Below are 15,804 nucleotides of genomic sequence, written 5' to 3' on the forward strand. Positions count from 1 at the left end.
ACCCCACCCCCGCCCAGCCGACCACCGACGCCCTGCCCTACGGCACCCCCGACACCCCCCGCCTCGCCGTACGCGGCGAAGCGCGCCTGGAGGTCGACCCCGAAATCGCCCGCATCACGGTCACCGTCAGCGCCCGCGGCACCGACCGCCCCTCCGCCCTCAACGACCTCACCCGCCGCAACGAGCAGGCCCTCGCCCTCATCAAGAGCTACGGCGACGCCATCGAAAAACTCGAAACCGGCTCCTTCAGCCTCACCCCCCAACTCTCCGACAAGGGCCGCCACGAACGCATCCGCGCCTACCACGGACGCGTCACCCTCACCGCCACCCTCAACGACTTCACCACCCTCGGCGAACTCACCACCCGCCTCGCCGACCTCGACCTCACCCGCGTCGACGGCCCCTGGTGGAACCTGCGCCCCGACTCGCCCGCCCACCGCGACGCCCGCACCCACGCCGTACGGGAAGCCGTCCAACGCGCCCGCGAATACGCCGAAGCGCTCGGCGCCCGCCTCGACGCCCTCGTCGAACTCGCCGACATCGGCGCCGAGAACACCCCGCCGATGCCCGCAGCCCCGGGCGCCCGACGCTCCTTCGGCGGCTACGCCGGAGGCCCACCGCCCCAGGCCGACACGCCCGCGCTCGACCTCGAACCCCAGCGCCAGACCGTCTACGCCCACGTCAACGCGCGCTTCACCATGACCCGCCCCGCACTCTGAGCCCCGCCCGCACCCCCGGAATTCCGCTCATCGGAGCGCCACCGCGCGCATTCCAATACTTGTCAACAGCCTTTCACCGAGAGGACGTTGGGCAGTCACTTCCACACAGTTCTCTACCCATGGGTAAGTCATAGGGTCGAACCATGCGCCGAGCAAAGATCGTCTGCACACTAGGACCCGCCACCGACACGTACGAGCAGATCAAAGCCCTCGTCGATGCCGGAATGGACATCGCACGCTTCAACCTCAGCCACGGCACCTACGCCGACCACGAGGCGCGCTTCGACCGGGTCCGCACCGCATCCGAAGAAACCCACCGCAGCGTCGGCATCCTCGCCGACCTTCAAGGCCCGAAGATCCGACTGGGCCGATTCCGCGAAGGGCCCGTACTTCTCGAACGCGGCGATGAGTTCACCATCACCGTCGAGCCCGCCGTCGAAGGCGACCGCCAACTCTGCGGTACCACCTATGAGGGCCTCGCCGCCGACGTCACCACCGGCGAACGCATCCTCGTCGACGACGGCAAGGTCACCCTGGAAGTCACCGGCATCGACGGACCCCGCGTCCGCACCCTGGTGATCGAAGGCGGCATGGTCTCCGACCACAAGGGACTCAACCTCCCCGGCGTCGCCGTCTCCGTCCCCGCCCTCTCCGAGAAGGACCAGGACGACCTCCGCTGGGCCCTGCGCACCGGCGCCGACATCATCGCCCTCTCCTTCGTCCGCAGCGGCCGCGACATCGAAGACGTCCACCGCATCATGCGCGAAGAGGGCCGCTTCCTCCCTGTCATCGCCAAGGTCGAAAAGCCGCAGGCCGTCGACAACATCGACGACATCGTCGCCTCCTTCGACGGCATCATGGTCGCGCGCGGCGACCTCGGCGTCGAAATGCCCCTGGAAACCGTGCCGATCGTCCAGAAGCGCGCCGTCAAGCTCGCCAAGCGCAACGCCAAGCCGGTCATCGTCGCCACCCAGATGCTCGACTCGATGATCGACAACTCCCGGCCCACCCGCGCGGAGGCGTCCGACGTCGCCAACGCCGTCATCGACGGCACCGACGCGGTGATGCTCTCCGGCGAGACCAGCGTCGGCAAATACCCCACCGAAACCGTCCGCACCATGAGCCGCATCGTCGAGGCCGCCGAGGAGGACATCCTCGCCAAGGGCCTCCCGCCGCTCACCGACCGCAGCAAGCCCCGCACCCAAGGCGGCGCCGTCGCCCGCGCGGCCGCCGAGATGGGCGACTTCCTCGGCGCCAAGTTCCTCGTCGCCTTCACTCAGTCCGGCGACACCGTCCGCCGCCTCTCCCGCTACCGCTCACCCATTCCCCTCCTCGCCTTCACCCCCGACACGGCCACCCGCTCCCAGCTCAACCTCACCTGGGGCGTGGAGACCTTCCTCGGACCGACCGTCAACTCCACCGACGAGATGGTCGCCCAGGTCGACGAGCAACTCCTCAAGATCGGCCGCTGCGAGAAGGGCGACGTCGTGATCATCACCGCCGGCTCCCCACCCGGCGTCGCCGGCTCCACCAACCTCGTACGCGTCCACCGCATCGGCGAGGACGATTCCCCGAAGTAGCCCCACCCCCGCACACGTTGATGCCGGGCCGAGGTCCTGACTGCGCCCCTGTCAGTACTTCGGCCCTATGTGCGCGTCCATGAGCACGACGGAGGCTTTGCGGGCTACGGAGATGCTGAACGGGTCGCTCCCGCGGGCGAGGACGGTCCATTCCACGCCGACTTTCGTGAGGGTGTCCGAGAACAGCCGACGAATATCGTCGGACTTGTTGGCGAAGAAGTACCGCGGATATTCATAGCGTTTGCGTTCGCCGCCCACGAACCGTGTTGTCCAGTTGATGATCCGGCAGCCGTCCGAGTGGATCAGTCCACGGACGAACTCCCATGGATGTGCATCCACGATCCGCTGTTGCCAGGGTTCGAGAACGATCGGACGCTCGTGTTTCTTTCCCTCGCCGTGCTGAGGAAACATGCACCACAAGTGCTTGGAGTAGATTTTCACGTAGTGGCAGCCGGTCCTGCGGACCCGGCACACGGAGTTGTCGGGGAAGACCGCGCGCATCGTTGCTTCGCAGGCGTCCATGAGGCCCGGCCAGTCGTCACCACACGCGATCACGAGGCTCGGTACGCGGTGCGCCGAGCACTGGATGATGTGGCCGTCACCGAGGTAGAGGGCCAAGAGGTAGGCGTACGCCGCGTCGTCGAGCTCGCGACCGTCGCATCGCGGGCACCTCGGGGCGTGAGTGCCGGGACACTCTCCGCGCTCGGCGCGGTCCATGTGCCGCCAGTAGCCAATGGTGCCGATGGGCACGCCCAGTGCGCGGGCGACGTCGGCGTTCCTCGCACCTGTGCGAAGTTGGGCGACCGCCCGATGCCGTAAGTCTGTGCCGTGAAGGTTCATTGCTTCACTGTGCGTGACGAAACACGGGCGTGGAGCGAAACCGCGTGCGGTTCACGGGATCGTGCAATTCCGCTTGTTTTCAGAGGTGCCCGGTGTGGGATTCGAACCCACATGCCCGAAGGCACGGCTGTTTGAGAGCCGCGTGTCTGACCAGTTCCACCAACCGGGCCGGTTGCGAGAGACACCCTACCGTGTGCATCACGATGACTGCCTCTAGGTAGGCTGCAAGGGCACCACCTGCCTGAACAAGGAGTCCCGTGAGCGCCCCCGAGCCCGAGCAGCCCGCCGCCGATGACGATCAGTCGCATGTCCCGCCGCTGACCACGCGCGTCGTGATCGCCGAGGACGAGGCTCTCATCCGTCTCGACCTCAAAGAGATGCTGGAGGAGGAGGGCTACACCGTCGTCGGTGAGGCCGGGGACGGCCAGAAAGCCGTCGAGCTGGCCCGCGAGCACCGTCCCGATCTGGTGATCCTCGATGTGAAGATGCCGATCCTCGACGGCATCTCGGCGGCCGAGAAGATCGCCGAGGAGAGCATCGCGCCGGTGCTGATGCTGACCGCGTTCTCGCAGCGTGAGCTGGTCGAGCGGGCGCGGGACGCGGGCGCGATGGCGTACCTCGTGAAGCCGTTCTCGAAGAGCGACGTGGTTCCCGCGATCGAGATGGCCGTCAGCCGGTTCACCGAGCTGAAGACGCTGGAGAAGGAGGTCGCCGACCTCTCCCAGCGTCTGGAGACGCGCAAGCTGGTGGACCGCGCGAAGAGCATTCTGCAGACCCAGTACGGCCTCACCGAGCCGGCCGCCTTCCGGTGGATCCAGAAGACGTCGATGGACCGCAGGCTGTCGATGCAACAGGTCGCCGAGGCGGTCATCGAGGACGCCGCGGAGAAGAAGCAGAAGGACCTGTAGAAGGACCTGTGCGCGGCGGGCGAATGCAGCGTTGCGTGCCGCTCCGAGTGGCCCCGTACCGGTGACCGGTGCGGGGCCACTCGCGTGCGGGCCCCGGGGCGGTTCAGCTGCGGTGGGTGTCGGGGTCCGCGTCGCGGAGCATGCAGGTGAGCCGGGCGGTGCAGACCCGCTTGTGCTGCTCGTCGCTGATGGCGATCTCGTAGGTGGCGGTGGAGCGGCCACGGTGGACGGGGGTGGCGATGCCGGTAACCAGGCCGGAGCGGGCGCCGCGGTGGTGGGTGCAGTTGAGGTCGACGCCGACGGCGAGTTTGCCGGGGCCGCCGTGCAGCATGGCGCCGACCGAGCCGAGGGTTTCGGCGAGGACCGCGGAGGCGCCGCCGTGCAGCAACCCGTAGGGCTGGGTGTTGCCTTCGACGGGCATGGTGCCGACGACGCGGTCGGGGGCGGCTTCCAGGACCTGCACGCTCATCCGTCGGCCGAGGTGTCCGGCGGAGAAGAGTGCGGGCAGGTCGTGGCCGAGGCCGGCCCACCGGTCGAGGATTTCCTGCGGAAACGTGGTGCTGTGCTGCTCACCCATGGCGTTCGGCTCCGTTCGCTCGCCTGATCGTCGTCGATCCGTTCCTGTTCCTATCAGGCCACTGAGCAAGCGCTCAGCACGGGGTCGTGGTTTCCGTGCGGCACGGCCGCCGGATCAGCTCTCCTGCGGTTGTTCCAGGCGGATCACCACGGACTTGGACGCGGGGGTGTTGCTGGTGTCGGCGGTGTGGTCGAGCGGGATGAGCACATTCGTCTCGGGGTAGTAGGCAGCGGCGCAGCCGCGGGCGGTGGGGTAGTGCACGATGCGGAAGCCGGGTGCGCGCCGTTCGCTGCCGTCCGTCCATTCGCTGACGATGTCGGTGTACTCGCCGTCGGCGAAGCCCAGTTCGCGGGCGTCGTCGGGGTGGACGAGGATGACGCGGCGGCCGTTTTTGATGCCGCGGTAGCGGTCGTCGAGGCCGTAGATGGTGGTGTTGTACTGGTCGTGCGAGCGGAGTGTCTGGAGCAGCAGGCGGCCTTCGGGGGCTGTCGGGTACTCCACGGGTGCCGAGGTGAAGTTGGCCTTGCCGGTGGCGGTCGGGAAGCGGCGGTCGTCCCGGGGGCCGTGCGGCAGGGCGAAGCCTCCGGGGCGGGCGACCTTGGTGTTGAAGTCCTCGAAGCCGGGGATGACGTGTCCGATGCGGTCGCGGATCGTCGCGTAGTCCTTCTCGAACGTGGCCCAGGGGGTGCGGCTGGTGTCGCCGAGGACGCGGCGGGCCATGCGGGCGACGATGGCGGTCTCGGACAGCAGGTGGGGGCTGGCGGGTTCCAGGCGGCCGCGGGATGCGTGGACCATGCCCATGGAGTCCTCGACGGTCACGAACTGTTCGCCGCTGTCCTGGAGGTCGCGTTCGGTGCGGCCGAGGGTCGGCAGGATGAGGGCGCGGGCGCCGGTGATGGTGTGGGAGCGGTTGAGCTTGGTGGAGACGTGGACGGTGAGGCGGGCGCGGCGTACCGCGGCTTCGGTGACGTCTGTGTCGGGGGTGGCGGAGACGAAGTTGCCGCCCATGGCGAAGAAGACCTTGGCCTGTCCGTCGCGCAGTGCGCGGATGGCGCGGACGACGTCGAAGCCGTGCTCCCGGGGCGGTGCGAAGCCGAACTCCTTTTCCAGGGCGTCGAGGAAAGCGTCGTTGGGGCGTTCGAAGATGCCCATGGTGCGGTCGCCCTGGACGTTGCTGTGGCCGCGTACGGGGCAGACGCCGGCGCCGGGGCGGCCGATGTTGCCGCGGAGCAGGAGGAAGTTGACGATTTCGCGGATGGTGGGGACGGAGTGCTTGTGCTGTGTCAGGCCCATCGCCCAGCAGACGATGGTGCGCCGCGAGTCGAGGATCATGCCGAGGGCGTTCTCGATCTCCTCGCGGGTCAGGCCGGTGGCGCGGAGCGTCTCGGTCCAGTCGTCGTCGGCGCGGGCGGCCTCGGCGAACGCCTCGTAGCCGTGGGTGTGTTCGCGGATGAAGTCCTCGTCGACGGCGCCTTCGGCTTCCAGGATGCGGCGGTTGAGGGCGCGGAAGAGTGCCTGGTCGCCGCCTAGGCGTACCTGGAGGAAGAGGTCGGTGAGGGCGGTTCCGCCGCCGGCCAGGCCGCGTGGGGTCTGGGGGTTCTTGAAGCGTTCCAGGCCGGCTTCGGGCAGCGGGTTGATCGAGATGATCTTGGCGCCGCCGGCCTTGGCTTTCTCCAGCGCGGTGAGCATCCGGGGATGGTTGGTGCCCGGGTTCTGCCCGGCGACGATGATGAGGTCGGCCTTGTAGAGGTCCTCCAGCAGGACGCTGCCCTTGCCGATGCCGATGGTTTCGGTGAGTGCGGAGCCCGACGACTCGTGGCACATGTTGGAGCAGTCGGGGAGGTTGTTGGTGCCGTATTCCCGGGCGAACAGCTGGAAGAGGAAGGCCGCTTCGTTGCTGGTCCTGCCGGAGGTGTAGAAGACCGCCTCGTCGGGGGAGTCGAGGCAGGTCAGTTCCTCGCCCAGGATGTCGAAGGCGCGCTCCCAGGGGACGGGGACGTAGTGGTCGGCGCCTTCGGCGAGGTACATGGGCTGGGTGAGGCGGCCCTGCTGGCCGAGCCAGTAGCCGCTGCGCCCGGCGAGGTCGGCGACGGAGTGGGCGGTGAAGAATTCCGGTGTGACGCGGCGCAGGGTGGCTTCTTCGGCGACGGCTTTGGCGCCGTTCTCGCAGAATTCGGCGGTGTGCCGCTGGTCGCCTTCGGGCCAGGCGCAGCCGGGGCAGTCGAAGCCGTTCTTCTGGTTGACGCGCAGCAGGGTGAGGGCAGTGCGGCGGACGCCCATCTGCTTCTGGGAGATGCGCAGGGCGTGGGTGATGGCCGGCAGGCCGACGGCGGAATGCTGGGGCTCGCCGACCTCGGGTGCGTCCTGGACGGGGTCGGTTGCGGGCGGCTTGCCTGCCATCGCGTTCTCCCTTGAGCCGGGTGCCGGGCCGTCTCGCGACTGGGCGGGCGGGACGGGGTGTTGTGATGCACAGGTGATCCTGTCACGGAGCGGCCGGACGGTGCAGGGGCGCGGGGGAGCCTGTGGATAACTGCGGTGACGGACCTGTCCGCGGCGGCCACGGACGGTGATTGCGGTGTCGCGGGCGACGGTCGGGGTGCGGGGACGGCCGTCGCGGCGGGGATTGTCAGTGGGGCGTGGCAGGATCGGGGGCGTGGCAGCAAAGGCAGCGAAGAAGAGCGAAGCGACCGGCACCGAAGCGGCGGGGGGCGGCCGTCCCCGTCTGCTCCTGATGGATGGGCATTCCATGGCCTACCGGGCGTTCTTCGCCCTGCCCGTGGAGAATTTCACGACCGCCACGGGGCAACCCACCAATGCGATCTACGGCTTCGCGTCGATGCTCGCGAACACCCTGCGTGATGAGGCGCCCACGCACTTCGCGGTGGCGTTCGACGTCTCCCGCAAGACCTGGCGCTCGGAGGAGTTCCCGGACTACAAGGCGAACCGTTCCAAGACGCCCGATGAGTTCAAGGGCCAGGTGGAGCTGATCGGTGAGCTGCTGGACGCGATGAAGGTGAAGCGGTTCGCCGTGGAGGGCTTCGAGGCCGACGACGTCATCGCCACCCTCACCGAGCAGGCGACCGCCCAGGGCTTCGCGGTCTCCATCGTCACCGGTGACCGCGACTCCTTCCAGCTGGTCTCCGATGACGTCACGGTCCTCTATCCGACCAAGGGTGTCTCGGAGCTGACCCGCTTCACTCCGGAGAAGGTTTTCGAGAAGTACGGCCTGACGCCTTCGCAGTACCCGGACTTCGCGGCGCTGCGCGGCGACCCGTCCGACAACCTCCCCGGCATCCCGGGGGTCGGCGAGAAGACGGCCACGAAGTGGATCAACCAGTTCGGTTCGTTCGCCGAGTTGGTGGAGCGGGCCGAGGAGGTCAAGGGCAAGGCGGGCCAGAATTTCCGCGACCACCTGGAGTCCGTCAAGCTCAACCGTCGGCTGACCGAGATGGTGCGTGACGTCTCGCTGCCCTGCGGCCCGGACGCGTTGGTCCGCGAGGCGTACGACCGTGAGGCGCTGGCGGTTTTCCTCAACGGTCTGGAGATCCGCAATCAGGGCCTGCGGGACCGGCTGCACGCCGTCGACCCGGGTACGGAGGAAGTCGCGGACGAGGCCGCTCCGGCCGGCGGCGTGGAGGTGGACGGCACGGTGGCCGGTGCCGGCGAGCTGGCCCCGTGGCTGGCCGAGCACGGCGCGGGGCTGCTGGGTGTGTCCACCGTCGACGTGTGGTCGCTGGGCAGCGGCAGTGTCGCCGAGGTGGCGCTCGCCGCGGCCGACGGGCCGGCGGTCTGGTTCGACCCGACGCAGCTGGACGAGGCCGATGAGAGGGCGTTCGCCGCCTGGAGCGCGGATCCCGCCCGGCCCAAGGTCATGCACAACGCCAAGGGCCTGATGCGGGTCTTCGGCGAGCACGGCTGGCACATCGAGGGTGTCACCATCGACACGGCGCTCGCCGCCTACCTGGTCAAGCCCGGCCGCCGCTCCTTCGCTCTGGACGCCCTGTCCGTCGAGTACCTCGGCCGCGATCTCGCGCCGGCCGCCGCGGGCAGCGGGCAGCTGGCCTTCGGCGCCGACGAGGAGGCCGAGGCGGACGCCCTGATGGGGAAGGCGCGGACGGTCCTGGATCTGGGCGCGGCCTTCGAGACCAAGCTGGCGGAGGTCGGCGCCGCCGAGCTGCTGCGCGACCTGGAGCTGCCGACGAGCCGGCTGCTGGCCCGGATGGAGCGGGCGGGCATCGCGGCGGATCGGGGCTGGCTGGAGCAGATGGAGCAGCAGTTCGCCGGAGCCGTGCAGCAGGCCGTGCAGGAGGCGCACGCCGCGGCGGGGCACGAGTTCAACCTTGGCTCGCCCAAGCAGCTCCAGGAGGTCCTCTTCGGTGAGCTGGGCCTGCCCAGGACGAAGAAGACCAAGACGGGCTACACCACCGACGCCGACGCACTCGCCTGGCTGGCCGCGCAGACCGACAACGAACTCCCCGTGATCATGCTGCGGCACCGTGAGCAGTCCAAGCTGCGCACCACTGTCGAGGGCCTGATCAAGACCATCGGTGCCGACGGCCGCATCCACACCACGTTCAACCAGACGGTGGCGGCGACGGGCCGGCTGTCCTCGACGGATCCCAACCTCCAGAACATCCCGGTGCGGACGGACGAGGGCCGGGCGATCCGCCGGGGCTTCGTCGTCGGTGAGGGCTTCGAGTCGCTGCTGACCGCCGACTACAGCCAGATCGAGCTGCGGGTGATGGCGCACCTCTCCGAGGACGAGGGCCTGATCGAGGCGTTCACCTCCGGCGAGGACCTTCACACCACCGTCGCCTCCCATGTCTTCTCGGTCGGGAAGCACCAGGTCGACCCGGAGATGCGCCGCAAGATCAAGGCGATGTCCTACGGCCTGGCGTACGGCCTGTCGGCCTTCGGTCTTTCGCAGCAGCTGGGCATCCAGCCGGATGAGGCCCGCAAGCTGATGGACAACTTCTTCGAGCGCTTCGGCGGGGTGCGTGACTACCTCCAGCGCGTCGTGGAGGAGGCCCGCGCCACCGGCTACACCGAGACGATTCTCGGCCGCCGCCGCTACCTCCCGGACCTCAACAGCGACAACCGCCAGCGCCGCGAGATGGCCGAGCGGATGGCGCTGAACGCCCCGATCCAGGGCACCGCGGCCGACATCGTCAAGATCGCGATGCTGAAGGTCGACGAGGCGCTGCGGGCCGCGGAGCTGGAGTCCCGGATGCTGCTCCAGGTGCACGACGAAATCGTCGTCGAGGTGGCGCCCGGCGAGCGCAAGAAGGTCGAGGAGCTGGTCCGCCGCGAAATGGCCGCGGCGGTCGAGCTGCGCGCGCCGCTGGACGTCTCGGTCGGCTCCGGCGGGGACTGGGAGTCGGCGGCGCACTGAGTCCACTGCCGCCCGCACTGGAGGCCCGTACTCGCCGGGGGAGTCACCTCGGTGAGTGCGGGCCCGGTGCTGCCGGGTGGCCAGGGGCGGCCCCGCCGGGGTGCGGCTGCTCCCGGATCACACCAGCCAGTGGCCGTCCCGCATCAACTCCCGGTCCGCCAGCTCGTTCTGCTCGCGCCAGGCCATGATCTGCCGCGGCCGGAAGCTGAGAAAGATCCACGGATCCTTCCCCCGGGGATCCCAGGCGAGCTTCGCCGCGAACGCCTTGCCCGCACCGTCGGCCAATACGTCGGACGTCACGGCCTCGGCGGTGCCCGTGAGGAGCACCACGTCCCGGGTGTGCCCCACGGCGATCCGGCATTCACCGCCCGCCATGAGGTTGCGGGCGGTGGGATTGGCCGCGCGGGTGGACATCACCAGTCGACCCTGGTGCCACACGAACGACAGCGGCACCAGGCAGGGTGTGCCGTCCGCTGCCGCCGTCGACACCCAGGCATCGATATCCGTCTCCAGCCGCTTCAGAACGTCCCGTTTCCGCTGCTCGGCGTTGCGCGCAGGAGGGTGCTGTGTCATCTCCGCAGGCTAGCGACGCCCGGCGGGGCGGCACCTCGGCCGTACGGCGTACGGGAGATGGGCCCTTGGCCGTAGGGCACAGCGGTAGGGCACGACGGATCGCTACCACTGCGTGACGCCCGAAGGGCCGGCCTCGGTGCCGGGTGCCTGGTCAGTCCCGGGCGGGCCGGTGTTCCGTGCGGCTCGGGCAGCGCAGTCGCACGGCCGCCGCGTAGAGCGCGAGCCCCACGATGAGACCGGCGCCGCCGCCGAAGAGCACCGAGGGGACGTAGTCGAACCAGGTCGCCGCGTCGCCGTAGACCGCGTGCGCCCGCACCGTGCGCTGTACGGCGCCGGCCACCACGCACAGGAGGACCGGCAAGGTCAGCAGCAGCCGCGCCCGCACGCTCATTACGGGGATGGCGGCAGGGCCGGCGCCCGGCACCGTTCCAGCCGGCCGGCCGTCGCCCCCGGAGGCGGGCGTTTCCCGGAGCGCGGTCCACAGGAACCAGCCGAGCGCCGCCAGGGCGAGCGCGGAGGTGGCGTACTGCAACGAGGCGGACAGCGGGATGCCGCCGACCATCTGGTTCAGCACGGGCACCAGCCGCGTCCCCCAGCGGCCCGCGTGGGTGAAGGCGTCCCAGACCACATGCGTGGCCGCCCCGATCACCGCAGAGACGAAGAACCAGCAGGCGGACGCGGCGAGTTCGCGCGGCCCCCGTGGGCGCAGGGGGCGGCCCCGGACCACGGCGTACACCCGGTCCTGCCGGTGGCGGGGCAGCAGGGCAACCAGTGGCTCCCGCACCAGCAGCCAGCCGCCGGTCAAGGCGGCGGTGATCAGGACGTCCACGGTCAGCACTCCGGGCAGGGAGTGGGTGACCTCCCCGAAGCGCATCGCGCCCGGTATGACGCTGTCCGCGAAGTACGTCAGGTCGGGTGCGAAGGACCCCGCGACCAGGGCGGCCGCGATCAGCGGGCCGCGTGCCGTGCCCGTCCGGTGCAGCCCCGGAAGCACTGCCGCGGCATGGCTGAGAGTGAACGGCATGCGCCTCTCCTTGATCGATTCGGATCATTATGTCGGCCGATGGGAGTGGTAGATGCACGGCCCGAGGTGTCGTAGTGTCACCTCAGTTGGAGCGCAGGGGAGTGCGATACCGCGGTGTCCACGCGGTCCACGTGGAGGGGATGTCACACATGGCAGCCATATTCGGGCGGCGACTTCGCAGGGGAGCGGCTTCGGCGGCGGTGACGGGCCTGGTGCTGGCCGCCCTGACCGCCTCACAGGCACCGGGCGTGGCGGGGACCGCGGCGGCCAAGGAGCCGGAGCCGGGCCCGCCGGCCGACGCCTCCATCGACGGCGGATCGTCGTTCTACACCGATCTGCCGCCCCGCAACAGCCCCACGCCGCCCGGAGATTCCGGCAAACCGGGCGGCGGCGAGGTCGTCACCGGGCCCGCCGAGGCGGGCATTCCCGCGACGGTTCTGGCCGCCTACAAGAAGGCCGAAGCCGGCATCGGCGCGTCCGACCCCGGATGCCGGCTGCCCTGGCAGCTGCTCGCGGCGATCGGCAAGGTGGAATCAGGCCAGGCACGCGGCGGCGCGGTCGATGCCGACGGCACCACCCTCAAGCCGATACTCGGACCGCAGCTCAACGGCGACGGCTTCGCCCTGATCACCGACACCGACCACGGCCGCTACGACGGCGATCTCACCCATGACCGTGCCGTGGGCCCGATGCAGTTCATCCCCTCCACCTGGTCCAACGGCGGCCCCGACGGGACGGGTTGGGGTGCGGACGGCAACGGTGACGGCAAGAAGGACCCGAACAACATCTTCGACGCCGCGCTCGCCGCCGGCCACTACCTCTGCAACGGCGGCCGCGACCTGGCGGTGCCCCGCGACCTGGATCGCGCGATCCTCGGCTACAACAACTCCGAGGACTACCTGCGGACCGTGCTGTCCTGGTACACGTTCTACCGCAAGGGCACGCACGAAGTCCCGGACGGCAAGGGCCTGCTCCCCGTACGACGTGGCGGAACGTCCACCGGAAGCGGCGACTCCGGTCAGGGCGCCCGGGACGGCAAGGTCACCGGCGCACACCCCGGCGACACCCTGGCCGGCACCCGTAAACCGGCCGCGAGCAAGCCGGGCACGGAACACGGCGACAAGAACAAGCCGGAGAACTCCACCACTTCCGGTTCCACCGGTACGGGAGGGACAGGTGGGACGGGCAGTACCGGCGGTACGGGCGGGACTCCCGGCAACGACGGCTCGTCAGGCACCGGTGGAACCGGCGGCACCGAGGGTTCCACCGGTGGCACCCCCACCCCGACCCACCCCGCCGACCCGGCACCGCTCACCGCCCTCGAACGGGTCGGCGGCAAGGAACTGACGGCGACCGCGGGTGACGAGTTCAGCGCCCCGCCGCAGGTACGAGCCAAGGACGCGGCAGGCAAGCCGGTAACGGGCGCCCCCGTACGCTTCACCCTCTCCGGCCCCACGGACACCCGCTTCCCGGACGATGCGACCGCCGTCACCGTCACCACCGGCAAGGACGGCCTGGCCACCGCGCCGGCCCTGCGCGCGGGCAAGAAGGCGGGCGGCTTCACCGTCCGTGCGGCCGCCGTCGGCCGCAGCGTTGCGCCCGTCGACTTCGGTGCCACCGTCAAGGCCAGGCCCGCCCCGAAGGCCGACGCGCTGGCCCGTACCTCCGACAAGGAGCTGACGACGGCGGCGGGCGGGACGTACGCGGCGGACACCATCGAGGTCAAGGCGACCTACCGCGGCAAGATCGCGGCGGGTGCGGCGGTCACCGCGACCATGATCACCGATGATCCTAAGAAGCCCGTCGAGAACGAGGCCGGGCCCTATTTCAAGGACCCGCAGGCCACCGGCGACGCCGCGGACAAGCCGGTCCGCACCCTCACCACCCTGCGGACGGACGCCGACGGCCTGCTGAAACTCCCGGCCATCCACACCGACTCGCACACCGGGACGTTCCTGCTGCGGCTGACCACGGCCGACGGCGCGACCCTGACCGTCGAGCTGAAGGTCACCGCCCCCGCCGGCGCGTAGCCGCCACCACGGGCGCGCCCCACGCGCCGCATCCAGCACATCCACCGCCGTCCCGCCCGCCTCCGGGCAGGACGGCGGTGCAACGTGTTCTCATCTCATCCCCCCGTTGCTACGGTGCCCCCGCCCTGACGCCGTATCAGTTCCACGGGAGGCCGACCATGCGCGCCCTGGCAGCAGCAGCCGTCGGACTGGCCGCGGCCCTCGCCCTCGTCCTCGTCCTCACGGCGATCGGCACGCCCGGCGGCGAGACCTCGCCCAAGCCGCTGCTGACCACCGTCCCCGCGCACCCCTGAGGGAGGGACGCCGCCACCATGCGCCGCAAAGCCAGCCTGGTCCTGCTCGCCTTCGCCGTCTTCTTCACCGCCCTGTCCCCGCTGATGCGGTGGTACGCGTTCCCCCGGCTCGCCAAGATCCCGCCCAGCCAGTACCAGACGATGGTCCTGGAGGCGAAGCCCGCCACCCTCATCGACTACGGCACGATGAAGGCCAAGAAGGTCCCCAAGGTCAGCATCGTGGAGACCCTGAAGGGGAACGTCGCCGCGTCCGACCGGATCGAGAAGACCGCGGGCCGTGACGTCGTCGTGTGGGACACGCTGACCCATGTCGCCGACCCCGAAGGCAAGATGGTCTCCCAGATCCCCGAGCGCTACATCTTCGACGCGCACTCCCAGGAGCCGGTGCACGCCACCGGAGAGATGGTCGACGGCGACCAGGTCCGCCGCGACGGCATCGAGTACAAGTGGCCGTTCCTCACCGAGAAGCGCGACTACGCCTACTTCGACGCACAGACCCGCACCTCCGCCCCCATCCACTACCGGGGCACCCGCACCTTCCACGGCCTGGAGGTCTACTACTTCGAGCAGACCATTCCCTGGACCAAGGTGCCGCTGCCCAAGAAGATGCCGGTCAAGGGCATCACGCCGGAATCCGTCGAGAAGATGGGCACCACCCGCTGGTACACCACCAAGCGGATGTTCTGGGTCGACCCGGTCACCGGGGCGCCCGTCAACGGCGAGGAGGTCCACAAGGAAGAGCTGCGGGGCGGGCAACTGCTGCCGGGCGGCGGCAAGGTCACCGCGTTCGCCGGCGACGTCAAGATGCGCCCCGACTACGTCGAATCCACCGTGGCCCTGGTCAAGTCCCAGCGGACGCTGGTGCTGCTGCTCACCAGTTACCTGCCGTGGGGGTTCCTCGTCCTGGGCGCCGTACTGCTCGCCTTCAGCCTGCGCCTCGAAGCCCGCAGCCGGCGGCCCAGGGGCGACGGCGAAGCCCACGACGCGGCATCCGCACCCGAATCGGGGCCGGGCACGCGGGAGATTGTCAGTGGCAGCCCGTAACGTGAACGCATGACGCTAGCGAACTGCCCTGTCACCGGCGAACTGGTGGACCACTTGCTGGAGTTGACCCATCTGACCTGCGAGGACGACGAAACCTTCGACAATTTCCTGACCGCCCACGGCTGGCGCTACTCCGAATTCGACGACTCCTACGAAACTGCCGCAGGACAGGTCGTCTCGTCCGGCCACTACGACGGCGGACCAGAACCGAACGGCCAGACCGCCTGGGCCACGTTCTGCGTCTACGACCCCGAGTACGACGGCGTGCCCGACGCCGACCACCTGGCCGCGGTCTGGGGCTGCGTCCGCGGCTGGACCCTCCATCCCGACCAAGGGCGCGGCCGGTTGGACGCCGACTGGCAGGACGCCGCCGCCCTCCTCACCGCCCGCTTCGGACACCCCTCCGCAGTCGCCGGCAGCCCCGGCCCGGCGGACCCTCCCACCGTCCCGCCCCGGCGCTACGCCCTCTGGCGCGGCGGCGACCGCGTCTTGTTCCTCGCCCAGGACACCGACCCGATCTGCTACTGCTGCTTCATCCGCAACGTCCTAGTCGTCGCCCCCGCCGACCGCGACGACGCACTACCGGGCCCCGACGCGCTGCCCGACTGGTACGCATCCAAGCTCCTGAGGGAAGGGGCGGCCGCCTGACAACGAACCGTCCGACAACGGCCATCGGGGCGTGAGGACGCCGGACACGGGAGAGCGGTCACGCATCTTCCCGCGCGGGGGCGCGCTCGGACCGCCAACCCGGCCGAACGGAAAACTGGACGACTTCGCGACCCGCCCGGCACATCGACCCGTCCCGGTACCGGAGTCCGCCCGGA

The 15,804-nt window shown here is 69.8% G+C and carries 13 protein-coding genes and 1 tRNA gene; 8 read left to right on the forward strand and 6 right to left on the reverse strand.

The genetic code is table 11. The features are described from left to right. The first annotated feature begins 32 nt into the window (after positions 1-32). Together LIU39_RS07085 and pyk are read left to right on the forward strand one after the other, a co-directional pair. Positions 33-719 (forward strand): SIMPL domain-containing protein, encoded by a 687-nt coding sequence (locus LIU39_RS07085; RefSeq protein ID WP_227045870.1) that lies wholly within the window; start codon positions 33-35, stop codon positions 717-719. 143 nt (positions 720-862) lie between these two features. After that, positions 863-2,299, forward strand: coding sequence for a pyruvate kinase (gene pyk, locus LIU39_RS07090; RefSeq protein WP_227045707.1), 1,437 nt, complete (start codon positions 863-865; stop codon positions 2,297-2,299). Positions 2,300-2,350: 51 nt separating this feature from the next. Here pyk and LIU39_RS07095 read toward each other — a convergent pair whose 3' ends face one another. Then, a complete protein-coding gene (locus LIU39_RS07095; protein ID WP_227045708.1) occupies positions 2,351-3,139 on the reverse strand; it encodes a helix-turn-helix domain-containing protein in 789 nt (262 codons plus the stop codon). Between the two features lie 86 nt (positions 3,140-3,225). Next, positions 3,226-3,308 (reverse strand) — tRNA-Leu (locus LIU39_RS07100). 88 nt (positions 3,309-3,396) lie between these two features. Between LIU39_RS07100 and LIU39_RS07105 the strand changes: the two genes are divergently transcribed. Further along, positions 3,397-4,047 (forward strand): ANTAR domain-containing response regulator, encoded by a 651-nt coding sequence (locus LIU39_RS07105; RefSeq protein WP_227045709.1) that lies wholly within the window; start codon positions 3,397-3,399, stop codon positions 4,045-4,047. 103 nt (positions 4,048-4,150) lie between these two features. Here LIU39_RS07105 and LIU39_RS07110 read toward each other — a convergent pair whose 3' ends face one another. Then, positions 4,151-4,624 carry a PaaI family thioesterase gene (locus tag LIU39_RS07110; RefSeq protein ID WP_227045710.1) on the reverse strand — a complete coding sequence of 158 codons (474 nt, stop codon included), beginning with the start codon at positions 4,622-4,624 and terminating at the stop codon, positions 4,151-4,153. Between the two features lie 114 nt (positions 4,625-4,738). Next, positions 4,739-7,024, reverse strand: a complete 2,286-nt coding sequence (locus LIU39_RS07115; protein WP_227045711.1) for an FdhF/YdeP family oxidoreductase — start codon at positions 7,022-7,024, stop codon at positions 4,739-4,741. Positions 7,025-7,277: 253 nt separating this feature from the next. On the opposite strand from LIU39_RS07115, the gene polA reads away from it, so the two are divergent. After that, on the forward strand, positions 7,278-10,016 hold the full coding sequence (gene polA / locus LIU39_RS07120; protein WP_227045712.1) for a DNA polymerase I: 2,739 nt from the start codon (positions 7,278-7,280) through the stop codon (positions 10,014-10,016). A gap of 117 nt (positions 10,017-10,133) precedes the next feature. Here the strand turns inward: polA and LIU39_RS07125 are convergent, their stop codons facing one another. Beyond that, complete coding sequence (locus LIU39_RS07125) at positions 10,134-10,589, reverse strand: pyridoxamine 5'-phosphate oxidase family protein (protein ID WP_227045713.1); 456 nt, start codon at positions 10,587-10,589, stop codon at positions 10,134-10,136. A gap of 151 nt (positions 10,590-10,740) precedes the next feature. Continuing rightward, entirely contained in the window at positions 10,741-11,613 is an 873-nt protein-coding gene (locus LIU39_RS07130) for a DUF4184 family protein (protein ID WP_227045714.1), read from the reverse strand. 149 nt (positions 11,614-11,762) lie between these two features. On the opposite strand from LIU39_RS07130, the gene LIU39_RS07135 reads away from it, so the two are divergent. The 4 genes from LIU39_RS07135 (at position 11,763) to LIU39_RS07150 (ending at position 15,628) form a co-directional block, all read left to right on the forward strand. Continuing rightward, a complete protein-coding gene (locus LIU39_RS07135; RefSeq protein ID WP_227045715.1) occupies positions 11,763-13,643 on the forward strand; it encodes a lytic transglycosylase domain-containing protein in 1,881 nt (626 codons plus the stop codon). A 158-nt stretch (positions 13,644-13,801) separates the two neighbouring features. Continuing rightward, complete coding sequence (locus LIU39_RS07140) at positions 13,802-13,936, forward strand: SPW_0924 family protein (protein ID WP_227045716.1); 135 nt, start codon at positions 13,802-13,804, stop codon at positions 13,934-13,936. Positions 13,937-13,954: 18 nt separating this feature from the next. After that, the gene (gene pgfA / locus LIU39_RS07145; protein ID WP_227045717.1) at positions 13,955-14,980 is read left to right on the forward strand and encodes a cell envelope lipid trafficking protein PgfA; all 1,026 of its coding nucleotides are present in this window, start codon (positions 13,955-13,957) and stop codon (positions 14,978-14,980) included. A gap of 9 nt (positions 14,981-14,989) precedes the next feature. Next, entirely contained in the window at positions 14,990-15,628 is a 639-nt protein-coding gene (locus tag LIU39_RS07150) for a hypothetical protein (RefSeq protein ID WP_227045718.1), read from the forward strand. The last annotated feature ends 176 nt before the right edge of the window (positions 15,629-15,804 follow it).

The organism is Streptomyces pinistramenti (assembly GCF_020564935.1).
Lineage (GTDB): Bacteria > Actinomycetota > Actinomycetes > Streptomycetales > Streptomycetaceae > Streptomyces > Streptomyces pinistramenti.